This is a genomic window from Leclercia sp. W6, assembly GCF_003336345.1.
Lineage (GTDB): Bacteria > Pseudomonadota > Gammaproteobacteria > Enterobacterales > Enterobacteriaceae > Enterobacter.
Genome location: NZ_CP031104.1, coordinates 2,740,479 through 2,754,365, shown reverse-complemented (window position 1 = coordinate 2,754,365; position 13,887 = coordinate 2,740,479). Strand labels below are relative to the sequence as shown.

At 53.0% G+C, this 13,887-nt stretch carries 8 protein-coding genes, 3 tRNA genes, 3 rRNA genes and 1 pseudogene; 8 read left to right on the top strand and 7 right to left on the bottom strand.

Translation table 11 applies throughout. From position 1 onward, the window contains the following. Positions 1–19: 19 nt before the first annotated feature. From proS to metN, 6 genes are all read right to left on the bottom strand, one after another. On the bottom strand, positions 20–1,738 hold the full coding sequence (gene proS, locus DVA43_RS13525; RefSeq protein WP_114315848.1) for a proline--tRNA ligase: 1,719 nt from the start codon (positions 1,736–1,738) through the stop codon (positions 20–22). A 111-nt stretch (positions 1,739–1,849) separates the two neighbouring features. After that, complete coding sequence (gene tsaA / locus DVA43_RS13520; RefSeq protein ID WP_114315847.1) at positions 1,850–2,557, bottom strand: tRNA (N6-threonylcarbamoyladenosine(37)-N6)-methyltransferase TrmO; 708 nt, start codon at positions 2,555–2,557, stop codon at positions 1,850–1,852. Beyond that, entirely contained in the window at positions 2,554–2,958 is a 405-nt protein-coding gene (gene rcsF, locus DVA43_RS13515; RefSeq protein ID WP_103178358.1) for an Rcs stress response system protein RcsF, read from the bottom strand. The genes tsaA and rcsF overlap by 4 nt, the downstream gene beginning before the upstream one ends. Positions 2,959–3,065: 107 nt before the next feature. Continuing rightward, positions 3,066–3,881, bottom strand: a complete 816-nt coding sequence (metQ, locus tag DVA43_RS13510; RefSeq protein ID WP_114315846.1) for a methionine ABC transporter substrate-binding lipoprotein MetQ — start codon at positions 3,879–3,881, stop codon at positions 3,066–3,068. A gap of 39 nt (positions 3,882–3,920) precedes the next feature. Then, positions 3,921–4,574, bottom strand: a complete 654-nt coding sequence (locus DVA43_RS13505; protein ID WP_039030285.1) for a methionine ABC transporter permease MetI — start codon at positions 4,572–4,574, stop codon at positions 3,921–3,923. Further along, on the bottom strand, positions 4,567–5,598 hold the full coding sequence (gene metN, locus DVA43_RS13500; RefSeq protein WP_103178359.1) for a methionine ABC transporter ATP-binding protein MetN: 1,032 nt from the start codon (positions 5,596–5,598) through the stop codon (positions 4,567–4,569). The genes DVA43_RS13505 and metN overlap by 8 nt, the downstream gene beginning before the upstream one ends. 187 nt (positions 5,599–5,785) lie before the next feature. Here metN and gmhB point away from each other — a divergent pair, with 187 nt between their 5' ends. The 8 genes from gmhB to dkgB all read left to right on the top strand — a co-directional run bounded on the left by gmhB (position 5,786) and on the right by dkgB (position 12,859). Next, positions 5,786–6,352, top strand: coding sequence for a D-glycero-beta-D-manno-heptose 1,7-bisphosphate 7-phosphatase (gene gmhB, locus DVA43_RS13495; protein WP_114315845.1), 567 nt, complete (start codon positions 5,786–5,788; stop codon positions 6,350–6,352). Positions 6,353–6,717: 365 nt separating this feature from the next. Then, positions 6,718–8,256 (top strand): 16S ribosomal RNA (locus tag DVA43_RS13485). A gap of 70 nt (positions 8,257–8,326) precedes the next feature. Then, positions 8,327–8,403, top strand: a tRNA-Ile gene (locus DVA43_RS13480). Between the two features lie 36 nt (positions 8,404–8,439). Next, a tRNA-Ala gene (locus DVA43_RS13475) sits at positions 8,440–8,515 on the top strand. 166 nt (positions 8,516–8,681) lie between these two features. After that, a 23S ribosomal RNA gene (locus tag DVA43_RS13470) occupies positions 8,682–11,579 on the top strand. 64 nt (positions 11,580–11,643) lie between these two features. After that, positions 11,644–11,759 (top strand): 5S ribosomal RNA (gene rrf / locus DVA43_RS13465). The 16S, 23S and 5S rRNA genes sit together here with 3 tRNA genes alongside, the layout of an rRNA operon. 55 nt (positions 11,760–11,814) lie before the next feature. After that, a tRNA-Asp gene (locus DVA43_RS13460) sits at positions 11,815–11,891 on the top strand. A gap of 164 nt (positions 11,892–12,055) precedes the next feature. Next, a complete protein-coding gene (gene dkgB / locus DVA43_RS13455; RefSeq protein ID WP_114315844.1) occupies positions 12,056–12,859 on the top strand; it encodes a 2,5-didehydrogluconate reductase DkgB in 804 nt (267 codons plus the stop codon). Position 12,860: 1 nt separating this feature from the next. On the opposite strand, the pseudogene yafC reads toward dkgB, so the two are convergent. Next, a pseudogene (gene yafC, locus DVA43_RS13450) lies at positions 12,861–13,792 on the bottom strand (DNA-binding transcriptional regulator YafC). Positions 13,793–13,887 lie beyond the last annotated feature (95 nt).

The following is a 13,887-nucleotide window of genomic DNA, read 5'->3' as shown; positions in this document are numbered from 1 at the left end:
AGCGGGGTTTTTTTATGGCTTACGCCTTGATGGCTTTCACCAGATAATCAAGCACGTCACCGGTTTTAATCATCTGCTTCTCACCGTTACGACGATACTTATACTCGATCTCGTCATTATCGAGGTTACGATCGCCGATCACGATGGTGTGCGGAATGCCGATCAGTTCCATATCCGCAAACATCACGCCTGGGCGCTCTTTACGATCGTCCATCAGCACTTCGATACCCTGCGCACGCAGCTCGCTGTAGAGTTTTTCCGCCAGCTCCTGCACACGGTAGGACTTATGCATGTTCATCGGCAGGATCGCCACCTGGAACGGAGCGATGTTGTCCGGCCAGACGATGCCACGCTCGTCGTAGTTCTGCTCAATAGCGGCAGCAACCACACGCGTCACCCCAATACCGTAGCAGCCCATGGTCAGGATCTGGTTACGGCCATCTTCACCCTGAACGGCGGCGTTCAGTGCGCGGGAGTATTTATCACCCAACTGGAAGATATGCCCGACTTCGATACCGCGTTTGATCATCAGGGTGCCGTTGCCGTCCGGGCTTGGATCGCCTGCCACCACGTTACGAATATCCGCCACTTCTGGCGTCGCGACGTCGCGATCCCAGTTAATGCCGAAATAGTGTTTGCCGTCGATGTTCGCGCCAGCAGAGAAGTCGCTCATCGCGGCAACCGTGCGGTCAACCACAACAGGAACAGGCATATTTACCGGACCCAGGGAACCCGGGCCAGCGTTCACGACGGCGCGGATTTCCGCTTCCGTTGCGAAGGTTAACGGGCTTGCAACCTGTGGCAGCTTCTCGGCTTTCACTTCGTTCAACTCGTGATCGCCACGGACCAGCAGAGCAACCAGCGGATAGGCGCTGCCTTCGGTAGATTTCACCAGCAGGGTTTTAACCGTTTTTTCGATCGGCAGATTAAACTGCTCAACCAACTCGGCGATGGTTTTCGCGTTTGGTGTATCAACCAGCTTCATCTCTTCGGTTGCCGCAGCACGTGGTGCTTTTGGCGCCAGCGCTTCTGCAAACTCAATGTTCGCGGCGTAATCAGAGGAGTCAGAGAAGATCACATCGTCTTCACCGCTCTGTGCCAGTACCTGGAACTCATGGGATGCGCTACCGCCGATAGAACCGGTATCAGCCTGAACGGCGCGGAAATCCAGACCCATGCGGGAGAAGATTTTGCTGTACGCTTCGTACATCTTGTCATAGGTCTCCTGCAGCGATTCCTGAGAAGTGTGGAAAGAGTAAGCATCTTTCATCAGGAATTCGCGAGAGCGCATGACGCCAAAACGTGGACGCACTTCATCACGGAATTTGGTCTGGATCTGGAAGAAGTTCAGCGGCAGCTGCTTGTATGAGCTCAGCTCGTTGCGGATCAGATCGGTAATGACCTCTTCATGCGTTGGACCGAGAACGAATGGACGATCGCCACGATCGGCAATACGCAGCAGTTCCGGACCATACTGCTCCCAGCGACCACTCTCCTGCCACAGTTCAGAGGGCTGAACTACCGGCATTAACACCTCGATAGCACCGGCGTTATTCATCTCTTCACGCACGATGTTTTCGACTTTTTTCAGGACGCGCACGCCGGTCGGCAACCAGGTGTATAACCCGGAGGCCAGCTTGCGGATCATCCCGGCGCGCAGCATCAGTTGGTGGCTGATCACCTCGGCGTCGGCAGGTGTCTCCTTCAGAGTGGAGAGCAGATATTGGCTAGTACGCATGTTGTTACGGTTCCATTTCGAAGAGTGGAACAGGCTGACCGGCAGCCTGACACAAAAAAAGTGGTTTAGTTTACCAGTGTGGCAAAGATGCCAAAAGAGAAGAGGATAAAATTACTGAGGCTCGAGGGCAAACACTTCAAAGCCGGCCGCGGTAACGCGCCAGCGAACGTTAAAATCCAGCAGCAGGACGGCGTAGGTTTTCCCGGCCTCTTCCTCTTTGCGATAGGCCGGACGGGGATCCTGGGCCAGCACGTCGATGATAAATTCCCGCAGACGAGGATAGCGCTTCTCCAACTGGAGCAACTGGGGGGTGAGCGCATCGGTAAACCAGACCGGCGTATCTGCCTGGGGGGCCTGCTGGGCGTAGCTGGCACGCGCATCCGGCAAGGCTTCGGCAAAGGGCAGATAAGGTTTGATATCCACTACGGGCGTACCGTCCACCAGATCCAGGCTGCCAAGCTCCAGAATCACCTGATCCTTCTGGCAGCGAATGCCTTTCAGTTCGATGAGCGACATACCGACAGGGTTTGGACGAAAGGTCGAGCGCGTGGCAAACACTCCCATCCGGGCGTTACCGCCGAGACGAGGTGGGCGCACGGTAGGGCGCCAGCCGCCAGCCATGGTCTGATGAAAGATAAACAGCACCCACAGGTGGCTGAACGCTTCCAGCCCGCGCACGGCATCGGCCTGATTATAGGGCGCGAGCAAGTGAAGTTCGCCGCTACAGCTTTTCACCAGACCAGGCTGGCGTGGCACGGCAAACTTCTCTTTATAGGGTGAGCGAATAACGCCTATCTGCTCGAACTGGAATGCACTCATTTCGCCGAGACGTTAAGGGCAGAACCTACGCAAACGGCCTGACGATAGCAGCCAGGTGTGCCGCTGGTGACTTCGCAGCTGTGCAGCAGAACCGCATTGGCCTTCATTTTAGAGGCATTGATCTGCATGCGTTTACGCGCAGTAGGGATATTTGGAGGAGAATCCTGGTTGGTAGCCTGGCAAGATTCGCCGGAGACTTCACCCAGATCGCGGAACGGTTTACCCACTAAATCTTCAGCCTTGGTATAGATTCTGACCGGCGCAGGACGTGGTGCTTTTGGCTTTTCAGGCTCCACTTTCGGCGGGGTTGCTGTGCTTTTAACAGGTTCAACAGGAGATCTGCTTAGCATAGAACAACCGCTCAGCATCAGTGCTAAAAGACAGATCGGTAAAGCACGCATATTATTTCCTCAATGAATAATCAAATCGTCAGATATTGAATCAGTTGCCTGCATAAATGACAAGACGGGCTTACGCCCGTCCTGAATGATATTACACAAAGGTAAGATTACCAGCCTTTAACTGCACCACCGTTAAAGACTTTGTTTGCTTCCTGGTAAACTTCATCAGACTGGTAAGCCTGTACGAACTTCTTCACGTTTTCCGCATCTTTGTTATCTTCGCGGGTAACGATCAGGTTAACGTACGGAGAGTCTTTGTCTTCCACGAAGATACCGTCTTTCGCTGGCGTCAGGTTAATCTGGCTGGCGTAAGTGGTGTTGATAACCGCCAGGGCGATCTGCGCATCATCCAGAGAACGTGGCAGCTGTGGCGCTTCCAGTTCAACAATTTTCAGGTTTTTTGGGTTCTCGGTCACGTCCAGAACAGTCGGCAGCAGGCCAACACCATCTTTCAGTTTAATCAGACCTACTTTCTGCAGCAGCAGCAGGGAACGACCAAGGTTGGTTGGATCGTTAGGCACTGCTACCTGAGAACCGTCCTGCAGTTCTTCTAATGATTTGATTTTTTTGGAGTAGCCCGCGATTGGGTAAACGAAAGTATTGCCTACCGCAACCAGCTTGTAGCCACGATCTTTGATCTGCTGGTCCAGGTACGGTTTGTGCTGGAAGGCGTTAGCATCGATATCGCCTTTGCTCAGCGCTTCGTTAGGCAGAACATAATCGTTGAAAGTCACCAGCTCCACGTCCAGGCCATACTTCTCTTTCGCCACTTTCGCTGCCGTCTCTGCCACCTGCTGCTCCGCACCGACGATAACGCCCACTTTGATGTGGTTTGGATCTTTTTCGTCCTGGCCACAACCTACCATTGCCAGAGAGCCGATCAGCGCGCCTACCGCAGCAAAGGTCTTAAATTTAAACGCCATGTTTTTATCCTTAACTCGTCGAGTTTGTGTTGTGTAACGTTATTTGTGCGTAACAGCCCGGACGATGCGATCGCCAGAGAATTGAATGAGATAAACCAGTACAACCAGCAGAACCAGCACGGTATTCATAACGGTAGCATTGTAGCCAATGTAACCATACTGATAGCCGATCTGACCCAGACCACCGGCGCCTACCGCACCACCCATCGCTGAGTAACCCACCAGAGTAATCAGCGTGATGGTGGCCGCGTTGACCAGACCTGGCAGGGCTTCTGGCAGTAAGACTTTGCGTACAATCTGCATCGGCGTCGCACCCATCGCGCGGGACGCTTCAATCAGCCCCGACGGGATCTCTAATAGCGCGTTCTCAACCATACGGGCGATAAACGGCGCAGCACCCACGGTCAGGGGGACGATGGCAGCCTGCAGGCCGATGGATGTGCCCACAATAACGCGGGTGAAGGGGATCATCCATACCAACAGAATGATGAAGGGAATGGAACGGAAGATGTTCACCAGCGCGGAGAGCGTGCGGTAAAGTTTTGCGTTCTCAATAATCTGACCCGGACGGGTGACGTACAGCAGCACGCCCACCGGCAGGCCAATGACAAAACCGAAGAAGCCGGATACGAAGGTCATCGCCAGCGTTTCCCAAACGCCGCGTGCCAGCAACCACATCATTGCCTCAGACATAACCCAGTACCTCAACTTTTACATGATGCTCTTGCAGCCAGGCGATCGCCGCCTGCGTATCTTCTTGCGTACCGTGCATTTCAGTCAGCATGATGCCGAACTTCACGCCACCGGCGTAATCCATCTGCGCGCTAATAATGTTGTTATTCACATTGAAGCGGCGGGCGGTTTCAGACAGCAGCGGGGCATCCACTGACTTGCCGGTAAACTCCATCCGCAGCATCGGAACACTGTTTGCTTCTGGTTGCGCCTTTAAACGTGCCAGATAGTCTTCCGGAATATCCAGATGCAGCGTGGCCTGAATAAACTGCTGCGCCAGTGGGGTTTTCGGATGCGAGAACACTTCGCTGACGGTGTCTTGTTCAATCAGTTCACCCTGGCTTATCACCGCCACACAGTCGCAGATGCGCTTAACCACATCCATCTCATGCGTAATAAGGAGAATGGTCAGCCCCAGGCGACGGTTAATGTCTTTTAACAGCTCCAGAATCGAGCGGGTTGTTGCCGGATCCAGGGCGCTGGTGGCTTCGTCACAGAGCAATACTTTTGGGTTGCTGGCCAGCGCACGCGCAATCGCCACGCGCTGCTTCTGTCCGCCGGACAAGTTGGCCGGGAAGGTGTCGTGCTTCTCGCTCAGACCGACCAGATCCAACAGTTCGGTAACGCGACGTTTAATTTCGTCTTTGGGCGTGTTATCCAGCTCCAGCGGCAGGGCAACGTTGCCAAACACGGTGCGCGAAGAGAGCAGGTTAAAGTGCTGGAAGATCATGCCAATCTGGCGGCGGGCTTTAGTCAGTTCTGCTTCTGAAAGCGTAGTCAGTTCCGTACCATCAACCTGAACGTGACCTTCGGTCGGGCGTTCAAGCAAGTTAACGCAACGAATGAGCGTACTTTTACCTGCACCTGAGGCGCCAATGACGCCATAAATCTGTCCAGCCGGAACATGCAGGCTAACGTTGTTCAACGCCTGAATGGTACGGTTCCCTTGCTGGAACACTTTGGTGATATTCGAAAGTTTAATCATTAGATTATTTTTATCGTATGTAAGTTAGCCGTGGCATTTTCTGCTGCCTGATACGGGCGATGACCGTCAACAAAACGGATGTTAAGGCATCCAGACGTCTAAATCAATCCAACTCTGCACGATGAGCACTTTCTTGCGCAGTGAAACATGAGATACTACGCAGACATCCCTATTCAGGAGCAAACCGGTGGCAAAATCAGTACCCGCAATTTTTCTCGATCGTGACGGCACAATTAATGTCGATCATGGTTATGTGCATGAGATAGACGAATTTGAATTCATCGATGGCGTTATTGAAGCCATGCGTGAATTAAAAGAGATGGGATTTGCGCTGGTGGTGGTCACCAACCAGTCAGGTATCGCGCGCGGTAAATTCACCGAAGCACAGTTTGAGACCTTAACGGAATGGATGGACTGGTCACTGGCGGATCGCGGCGTTGATCTGGACGGTATCTATTATTGTCCGCATCACCCACAGGGAACCGTAGATGAGTATCGCCAGACCTGTGATTGCCGAAAACCACACCCGGGTATGCTCACTTCCGCACAAGAGTTCCTTCATATAGATATGAGCGCTTCATATATGGTGGGCGATAAACTGGAAGATATGCAGGCAGCTGCCGCGGCAGGCGTGGGTCATAAAATTCTGGTGCGTACTGGCAAGCCTGTCACGCCTGAAGCGGAAAATGCAGCGGATTGGGTGATTAACAGCCTGGCAGCGCTGCCGGAAACCATTAAAAAGCAGCAAAAATAGGCATTGTGGCGAAAAGGTGAGCGGTTGAAATAAAATTGTCGTTTTCCGCTTGTCAGCGCCGGAGAACTCCCTATAATGCGCCTCCATCGACACGGCGGATGTGAATCACTTCACACTAACAGCCGGGCCGGTTGAAGAGAAAAGCGAAAATAATCGCTTGACTCTGAAAGAGGAAGGCGTAATATACGCCACCTCGCAACGGTGAGCGAAAGCCGCGTTGCACTGCTCTTTAACAATTTATCAGACAATCTGTGTGGGCACTCAAAGTGACATGGATTCTTAACGTCCTCGGACAATAAATGAATACCAAGTCTCTGAGTGAACACGTAATTCATTACGAAGTTTAATTCACGAGCATCAAACTTAAATTGAAGAGTTTGATCATGGCTCAGATTGAACGCTGGCGGCAGGCCTAACACATGCAAGTCGAACGGTAGCACAGAGAGCTTGCTCTCGGGTGACGAGTGGCGGACGGGTGAGTAATGTCTGGGAAACTGCCTGATGGAGGGGGATAACTACTGGAAACGGTAGCTAATACCGCATAATGTCGCAAGACCAAAGAGGGGGACCTTCGGGCCTCTTGCCATCGGATGTGCCCAGATGGGATTAGCTAGTAGGTGGGGTAATGGCTCACCTAGGCGACGATCCCTAGCTGGTCTGAGAGGATGACCAGCCACACTGGAACTGAGACACGGTCCAGACTCCTACGGGAGGCAGCAGTGGGGAATATTGCACAATGGGCGCAAGCCTGATGCAGCCATGCCGCGTGTATGAAGAAGGCCTTCGGGTTGTAAAGTACTTTCAGCGAGGAGGAAGGCATTGCGGCTAATAACCGCAGTGATTGACGTTACTCGCAGAAGAAGCACCGGCTAACTCCGTGCCAGCAGCCGCGGTAATACGGAGGGTGCAAGCGTTAATCGGAATTACTGGGCGTAAAGCGCACGCAGGCGGTCTGTTAAGTCAGATGTGAAATCCCCGGGCTCAACCTGGGAACTGCATTTGAAACTGGCAGGCTTGAGTCTTGTAGAGGGGGGTAGAATTCCAGGTGTAGCGGTGAAATGCGTAGAGATCTGGAGGAATACCGGTGGCGAAGGCGGCCCCCTGGACAAAGACTGACGCTCAGGTGCGAAAGCGTGGGGAGCAAACAGGATTAGATACCCTGGTAGTCCACGCCGTAAACGATGTCGACTTGGAGGTTGTGCCCTTGAGGCGTGGCTTCCGGAGCTAACGCGTTAAGTCGACCGCCTGGGGAGTACGGCCGCAAGGTTAAAACTCAAATGAATTGACGGGGGCCCGCACAAGCGGTGGAGCATGTGGTTTAATTCGATGCAACGCGAAGAACCTTACCTACTCTTGACATCCAGAGAACTTGCCAGAGATGGCTTGGTGCCTTCGGGAACTCTGAGACAGGTGCTGCATGGCTGTCGTCAGCTCGTGTTGTGAAATGTTGGGTTAAGTCCCGCAACGAGCGCAACCCTTATCCTTTGTTGCCAGCGGTCCGGCCGGGAACTCAAAGGAGACTGCCAGTGATAAACTGGAGGAAGGTGGGGATGACGTCAAGTCATCATGGCCCTTACGAGTAGGGCTACACACGTGCTACAATGGCGCATACAAAGAGAAGCGACCTCGCGAGAGCAAGCGGACCTCATAAAGTGCGTCGTAGTCCGGATTGGAGTCTGCAACTCGACTCCATGAAGTCGGAATCGCTAGTAATCGTAGATCAGAATGCTACGGTGAATACGTTCCCGGGCCTTGTACACACCGCCCGTCACACCATGGGAGTGGGTTGCAAAAGAAGTAGGTAGCTTAACCTTCGGGAGGGCGCTTACCACTTTGTGATTCATGACTGGGGTGAAGTCGTAACAAGGTAACCGTAGGGAACCTGCGGTTGGATCACCTCCTTACCTTAAAGAACCTGCCTTTGCAGTGCTCACACAGATTGTCTGATGAAAATTAGCAGTAAAAAATCTCTGCAGGCTTGTAGCTCAGGTGGTTAGAGCGCACCCCTGATAAGGGTGAGGTCGGTGGTTCAAGTCCACTCAGGCCTACCAAATTTGCAACGCAAATTTGAAGAGATTAACTACGATGGGGCTATAGCTCAGCTGGGAGAGCGCCTGCCTTGCACGCAGGAGGTCTGCGGTTCGATCCCGCATAGCTCCACCATCTTTACTGCACAACCTGAAAACTTCAGAGTGTACCTGCGAAGGTGCGCTGCGAAGTTTTGCTCTTTAAAAATCTGGATCAAGCTGAAAATTGAAACGACACACGTTAAGTGTGTTCGAGTCTCTCAAATTTTCACAACGCGAAGTGAAACAGCTTCGGGTTGTGAGGTTAAGCGACTAAGCGTACACGGTGGATGCCCTGGCAGTCAGAGGCGATGAAGGACGTGCTAATCTGCGAAAAGCGCCGGCGAGGTGATATGAACCCTTGACCCGGCGATGTCCGAATGGGGAAACCCAGTGTGTTCCGACACACTATCGTTAGCTGAATACATAGGCTAACGAGGCGAACCGGGGGAACTGAAACATCTAAGTACCCCGAGGAAAAGAAATCAACCGAGATTCCCCCAGTAGCGGCGAGCGAACGGGGAGCAGCCCGGAGTCTGAATCAGCTTGTGTGTTAGTGGAAGCGTCTGGAAAGTCGCAGGGTACAGGGTGATACTCCCGTACACGAAAACACACTTGCTGTGAACTCGAAGAGTAGGGCGGGACACGTGGTATCCTGTCTGAATATGGGGGACCATCCTCCAAGGCTAAATACTCCTGACTGACCGATAGTGAACCAGTACCGTGAGGGAAAGGCGAAAAGAACCCCGGCGAGGGGAGTGAAAAAGAACCTGAAACCGTGTACGTACAAGCAGTGGGAGCACCTTCGGGTGTGACTGCGTACCTTTTGTATAATGGGTCAGCGACTTATATTCTGTAGCAAGGTTAACCGTATAGGGGAGCCGAAGGGAAACCGAGTCTTAACTGGGCGTTAAGTTGCAGGGTATAGACCCGAAACCCGGTGATCTAGCCATGGGCAGGTTGAAGGTTGGGTAACACTAACTGGAGGACCGAACCGACTAATGTTGAAAAATTAGCGGATGACCTGTGGCTGGGGGTGAAAGGCCAATCAAACCGGGAGATAGCTGGTTCTCCCCGAAAGCTATTTAGGTAGCGCCTCGTGAACTCATCCTCGGGGTAGAGCACTGTTTCGGCTAGGGGGCCATCCCGGCTTACCAACCCGATGCAAACTGCGAATACCGAGGAATGTTATCACGGGAGACACACGGCGGGTGCTAACGTCCGTCGTGAAGAGGGAAACAACCCAGACCGCCAGCTAAGGTCCCAAAGTCATGGTTAAGTGGGAAACGATGTGGGAAGGCACAGACAGCCAGGATGTTGGCTTAGAAGCAGCCATCATTTAAAGAAAGCGTAATAGCTCACTGGTCGAGTCGGCCTGCGCGGAAGATGTAACGGGGCTAAACCATGCACCGAAGCTGCGGCAGCGACACTATGTGTTGTTGGGTAGGGGAGCGTTCTGTAAGCCTGCGAAGGTGTGCTGTGAGGCATGCTGGAGGTATCAGAAGTGCGAATGCTGACATAAGTAACGATAAAGCGGGTGAAAAGCCCGCTCGCCGGAAGACCAAGGGTTCCTGTCCAACGTTAATCGGGGCAGGGTGAGTCGACCCCTAAGGCGAGGCCGAAAGGCGTAGTCGATGGGAAACAGGTTAATATTCCTGTACTCGGTGTTACTGCGAAGGGGGACGGAGAAGGCTATGTTGGCCGGGCGACGGTTGTCCCGGTTTAAGCATGTAGGCGGAGGTTCCAGGTAAATCCGGTACCTTTTAACGCTGAGGTGTGATGACGAGGCACTACGGTGCTGAAGCAACAAATGCCCTGCTTCCAGGAAAAGCCTCTAAGCATCAGGTAACATCAAATCGTACCCCAAACCGACACAGGTGGTCAGGTAGAGAATACCAAGGCGCTTGAGAGAACTCGGGTGAAGGAACTAGGCAAAATGGTGCCGTAACTTCGGGAGAAGGCACGCTGATATGTAGGTGAAGCCCCTGCGGGTGGAGCTGAAATCAGTCGAAGATACCAGCTGGCTGCAACTGTTTATTAAAAACACAGCACTGTGCAAACACGAAAGTGGACGTATACGGTGTGACGCCTGCCCGGTGCCGGAAGGTTAATTGATGGGGTTAGCGGCAACGCGAAGCTCTTGATCGAAGCCCCGGTAAACGGCGGCCGTAACTATAACGGTCCTAAGGTAGCGAAATTCCTTGTCGGGTAAGTTCCGACCTGCACGAATGGCGTAATGATGGCCAGGCTGTCTCCACCCGAGACTCAGTGAAATTGAAATCGCTGTGAAGATGCAGTGTACCCGCGGCAAGACGGAAAGACCCCGTGAACCTTTACTATAGCTTGACACTGAACACTGGTCCTTGATGTGTAGGATAGGTGGGAGGCTTTGAAGTGTGGACGCCAGTCTGCATGGAGCCGTCCTTGAAATACCACCCTTTAATGGCTGGTGTTCTAACGTGGACCCGTGATCCGGGTTGCGGACAGTGTCTGGTGGGTAGTTTGACTGGGGCGGTCTCCTCCTAAAGAGTAACGGAGGAGCACGAAGGTCAGCTAATCCTGGTCGGACATCAGGAGGTTAGTGCAATGGCATAAGCTGGCTTGACTGCGAGAGTGACGGCTCGAGCAGGTGCGAAAGCAGGTCATAGTGATCCGGTGGTTCTGTATGGAAGGGCCATCGCTCAACGGATAAAAGGTACTCCGGGGATAACAGGCTGATACCGCCCAAGAGTTCATATCGACGGCGGTGTTTGGCACCTCGATGTCGGCTCATCACATCCTGGGCTGAAGTAGGTCCCAAGGGTATGGCTGTTCGCCATTTAAAGTGGTACGCGAGCTGGGTTTAGAACGTCGTGAGACAGTTCGGTCCCTATCTGCCGTGGGCGCTGGAGAATTGAGGGGGCTGCTCCTAGTACGAGAGGACCGGAGTGGACGCATCACTGGTGTTCGGGTTGTCATGCCAATGGCACTGCCCGGTAGCTAAATGCGGAAGAGATAAGTGCTGAAAGCATCTAAGCACGAAACTTGCCCCGAGATGAGTTCTCCCTGACCCTTCGAGGGTCCTGAAGGAACGTTGAAGACGACGACGTTGATAGGCCGGGTGTGTAAGCGCAGCGATGCGTTGAGCTAACCGGTACTAATGAACCGTGAGGCTTAACCTTACAACGCCGAAGCTGTTTCGGTGGGTTTGAGAAGATTTTCAGCTGATACAGATTACAGAATTTGCCTGGCGGCTGTAGCGCGGTGGTCCCACCTGACCCCATGCCGAACTCAGAAGTGAAACGCCGTAGCGCCGATGGTAGTGTGGGGTCTCCCCATGCGAGAGTAGGGAACTGCCAGGCATCAAATTACGTAGTAAACCGGGGCAATAAACCGGTAGTTACAGAAGTATTCGGTGGAGCGGTAGTTCAGTCGGTTAGAATACCTGCCTGTCACGCAGGGGGTCGCGGGTTCGAGTCCCGTCCGTTCCGCCACTTATTAAGAAGCCCTGAGCTCACGCTCAGGGCTTTTTTCTTGCCTGCTGTTTAATTATTGCTGTAAACGCAAAAATCCTCTGCTTAATACGATCTTTTTTCACATATCCCCGCCAGAGATAATCCTCTTCATTAACAAACATGATGAAGAAAAGAGGAATTTCATGTCTATCCCTGCATTCGGTCTTGGCACTTTCCGCCTGAAAGACGACGTTGTTATCGCATCCGTTAAAACTGCCCTCGAACTGGGCTATCGCACGATTGATACCGCCCAAATCTACGACAACGAAGCCGCTGTGGGTCAGGCGATTGCAGAGAGCGGCGTACCACGCGACGCGCTTTTTATTACCACCAAGATCTGGATTGAGAACCTCAGCAAAGAGAAATTAATCCCAAGCCTGAAAGAGAGCCTGAAAAAGCTGCGCACCGATTATGTCGATCTGACCCTGATCCACTGGCCATCACCAAACGACGCCGTGTCAGTTGAAGAGTTTATGCAGGCATTACTGGAAGCCAAAGCCCAGGGGCTGACGCGTGAAATTGGCATTTCTAACTTCACTATCCCGTTGATGGAAAGAGCAATTGCCGCAGTTGGCGCAGAAAATATCGCCACCAATCAGATCGAACTATCCCCTTATCTGCAAAACCGGCAGGTAGTGGAATGGGCGCAGCAGCACGGCATCCATATTACCTCTTACATGACGCTGGCTTACGGTAAGGCGCTGAAAGACGAAACCATTCTGCGCATTGCTGCCAAACATAATGCCACCGCAGCACAAGTTATTCTGGCGTGGGCGATGGGGGAGGGTTATGCAGTGATCCCGTCTTCAACCAAGCGTGAAAACCTGGCGAGCAATCTGCTGGCACAGGATCTGGTGCTGGATCAGGACGACAAAAAAGCGATCGCTGCACTGGATTGCAACGATCGTCTGGTTAGCCCGGAAGGACTGGCGCCGAAGTGGGACTAATCTAGCCCGCCCTCTGTACCCTGAACCCTCTCACAGCTCCTTCGGGAGCTGTTTTACATGCTCGCTCAGAAAATCAATAAAGGCCCGGATGCGGGTGCTTACCGCTCTGTCACTGTAGTAAACCGCGCTGAAAGGCATCTCTACCGGCAGGCGCTTGTCTGCCATCAGCTCGACTAACTCCCCCCGCGCAATTTCTTTATCAATCATATAATCCGACAGGCAGGCAATCCCATTTCCTTCAAGGCATAACTGTTTGAGCGTCTCGCCACTGTTTGATGATAAACCGCAAACCACTTCATGCAGCTGGCCGTCATGGCAGGCGAGAGGCCATGTATTAAGGGAAACCGGCTCCGTAAAGCCCAGGCAGAGATGCTGCTTCAGTTCCTCTATCGTCTCAGGCCTGCCGAAACGGGCAATATAGGCCGGGGAGGCGATGATTTTGCGATAACTGGTGAACAGCGGGCGTGCCCGCAGGCTGGAATCGGTCAGCGTCCCCGCGCGGATCGCCACATCCACCTTGCGCTCAATCAGGTTGATAAACGTTTCTGAAGAGACCAGAGAGAGCGTCATTTCCGGATAACGTTCGCGGAAAGGTTTAATTAAAGGCATCAGGAAATGCAGCACCACGGGCGTCGCCGCATCGATACGCAGAAGCCCGCGTGGCGTGCTGCGCGTCTCCATGATCTCTGTTTCTGCGGCGGCCATCTCCTGCAGAATAGACTGCACGCGGCGAAAATAGCGTTCGCCTTCTTCGGTCAGGCTCAGTTGCCGGGTCGTCCGGTTAAGCAGGCTGACGCCCAGCTTCATCTCCAGCTTTTTTACCGATCGGCTGACAGCTGAATTAGCCTGTCCCAGCTGTTCCGCGGCACGGCTAAAACTGCCGCTCTCAACGACGGCGACAAATATCGCCAGCTCCTCAGACGTTGCTTTCATTATTGCTTTATCCGCAAAATTATATTGATACTTTGAGCATTTTTGTTATTTAAACACTGGCGCATACTCCGTGTCATCTTAATCCTGATGAGACG

Excerpts from the sequence above, each read along its gene's own strand:
- dkgB (WP_114315844.1), top strand. The coding sequence starts at position 12,056 with ATGTCTATCCCTGCATTCGGTCTTGGCACTTTCCGCCTGAAAGACGAC.
- tsaA (WP_114315847.1), bottom strand. The coding sequence starts at position 2,557 with ATGAGTGCATTCCAGTTCGAGCAGATAGGCGTTATTCGCTCACCCTAT.
- rcsF (WP_103178358.1), bottom strand. The coding sequence starts at position 2,958 with ATGCGTGCTTTACCGATCTGTCTTTTAGCACTGATGCTGAGCGGTTGT.
- proS (WP_114315848.1), bottom strand. The coding sequence starts at position 1,738 with ATGCGTACTAGCCAATATCTGCTCTCCACTCTGAAGGAGACACCTGCC.
- metN (WP_103178359.1), bottom strand. The coding sequence starts at position 5,598 with ATGATTAAACTTTCGAATATCACCAAAGTGTTCCAGCAAGGGAACCGT.
- metQ (WP_114315846.1), bottom strand. The coding sequence starts at position 3,881 with ATGGCGTTTAAATTTAAGACCTTTGCTGCGGTAGGCGCGCTGATCGGC.
- DVA43_RS13505 (WP_039030285.1), bottom strand. The coding sequence starts at position 4,574 with ATGTCTGAGGCAATGATGTGGTTGCTGGCACGCGGCGTTTGGGAAACG.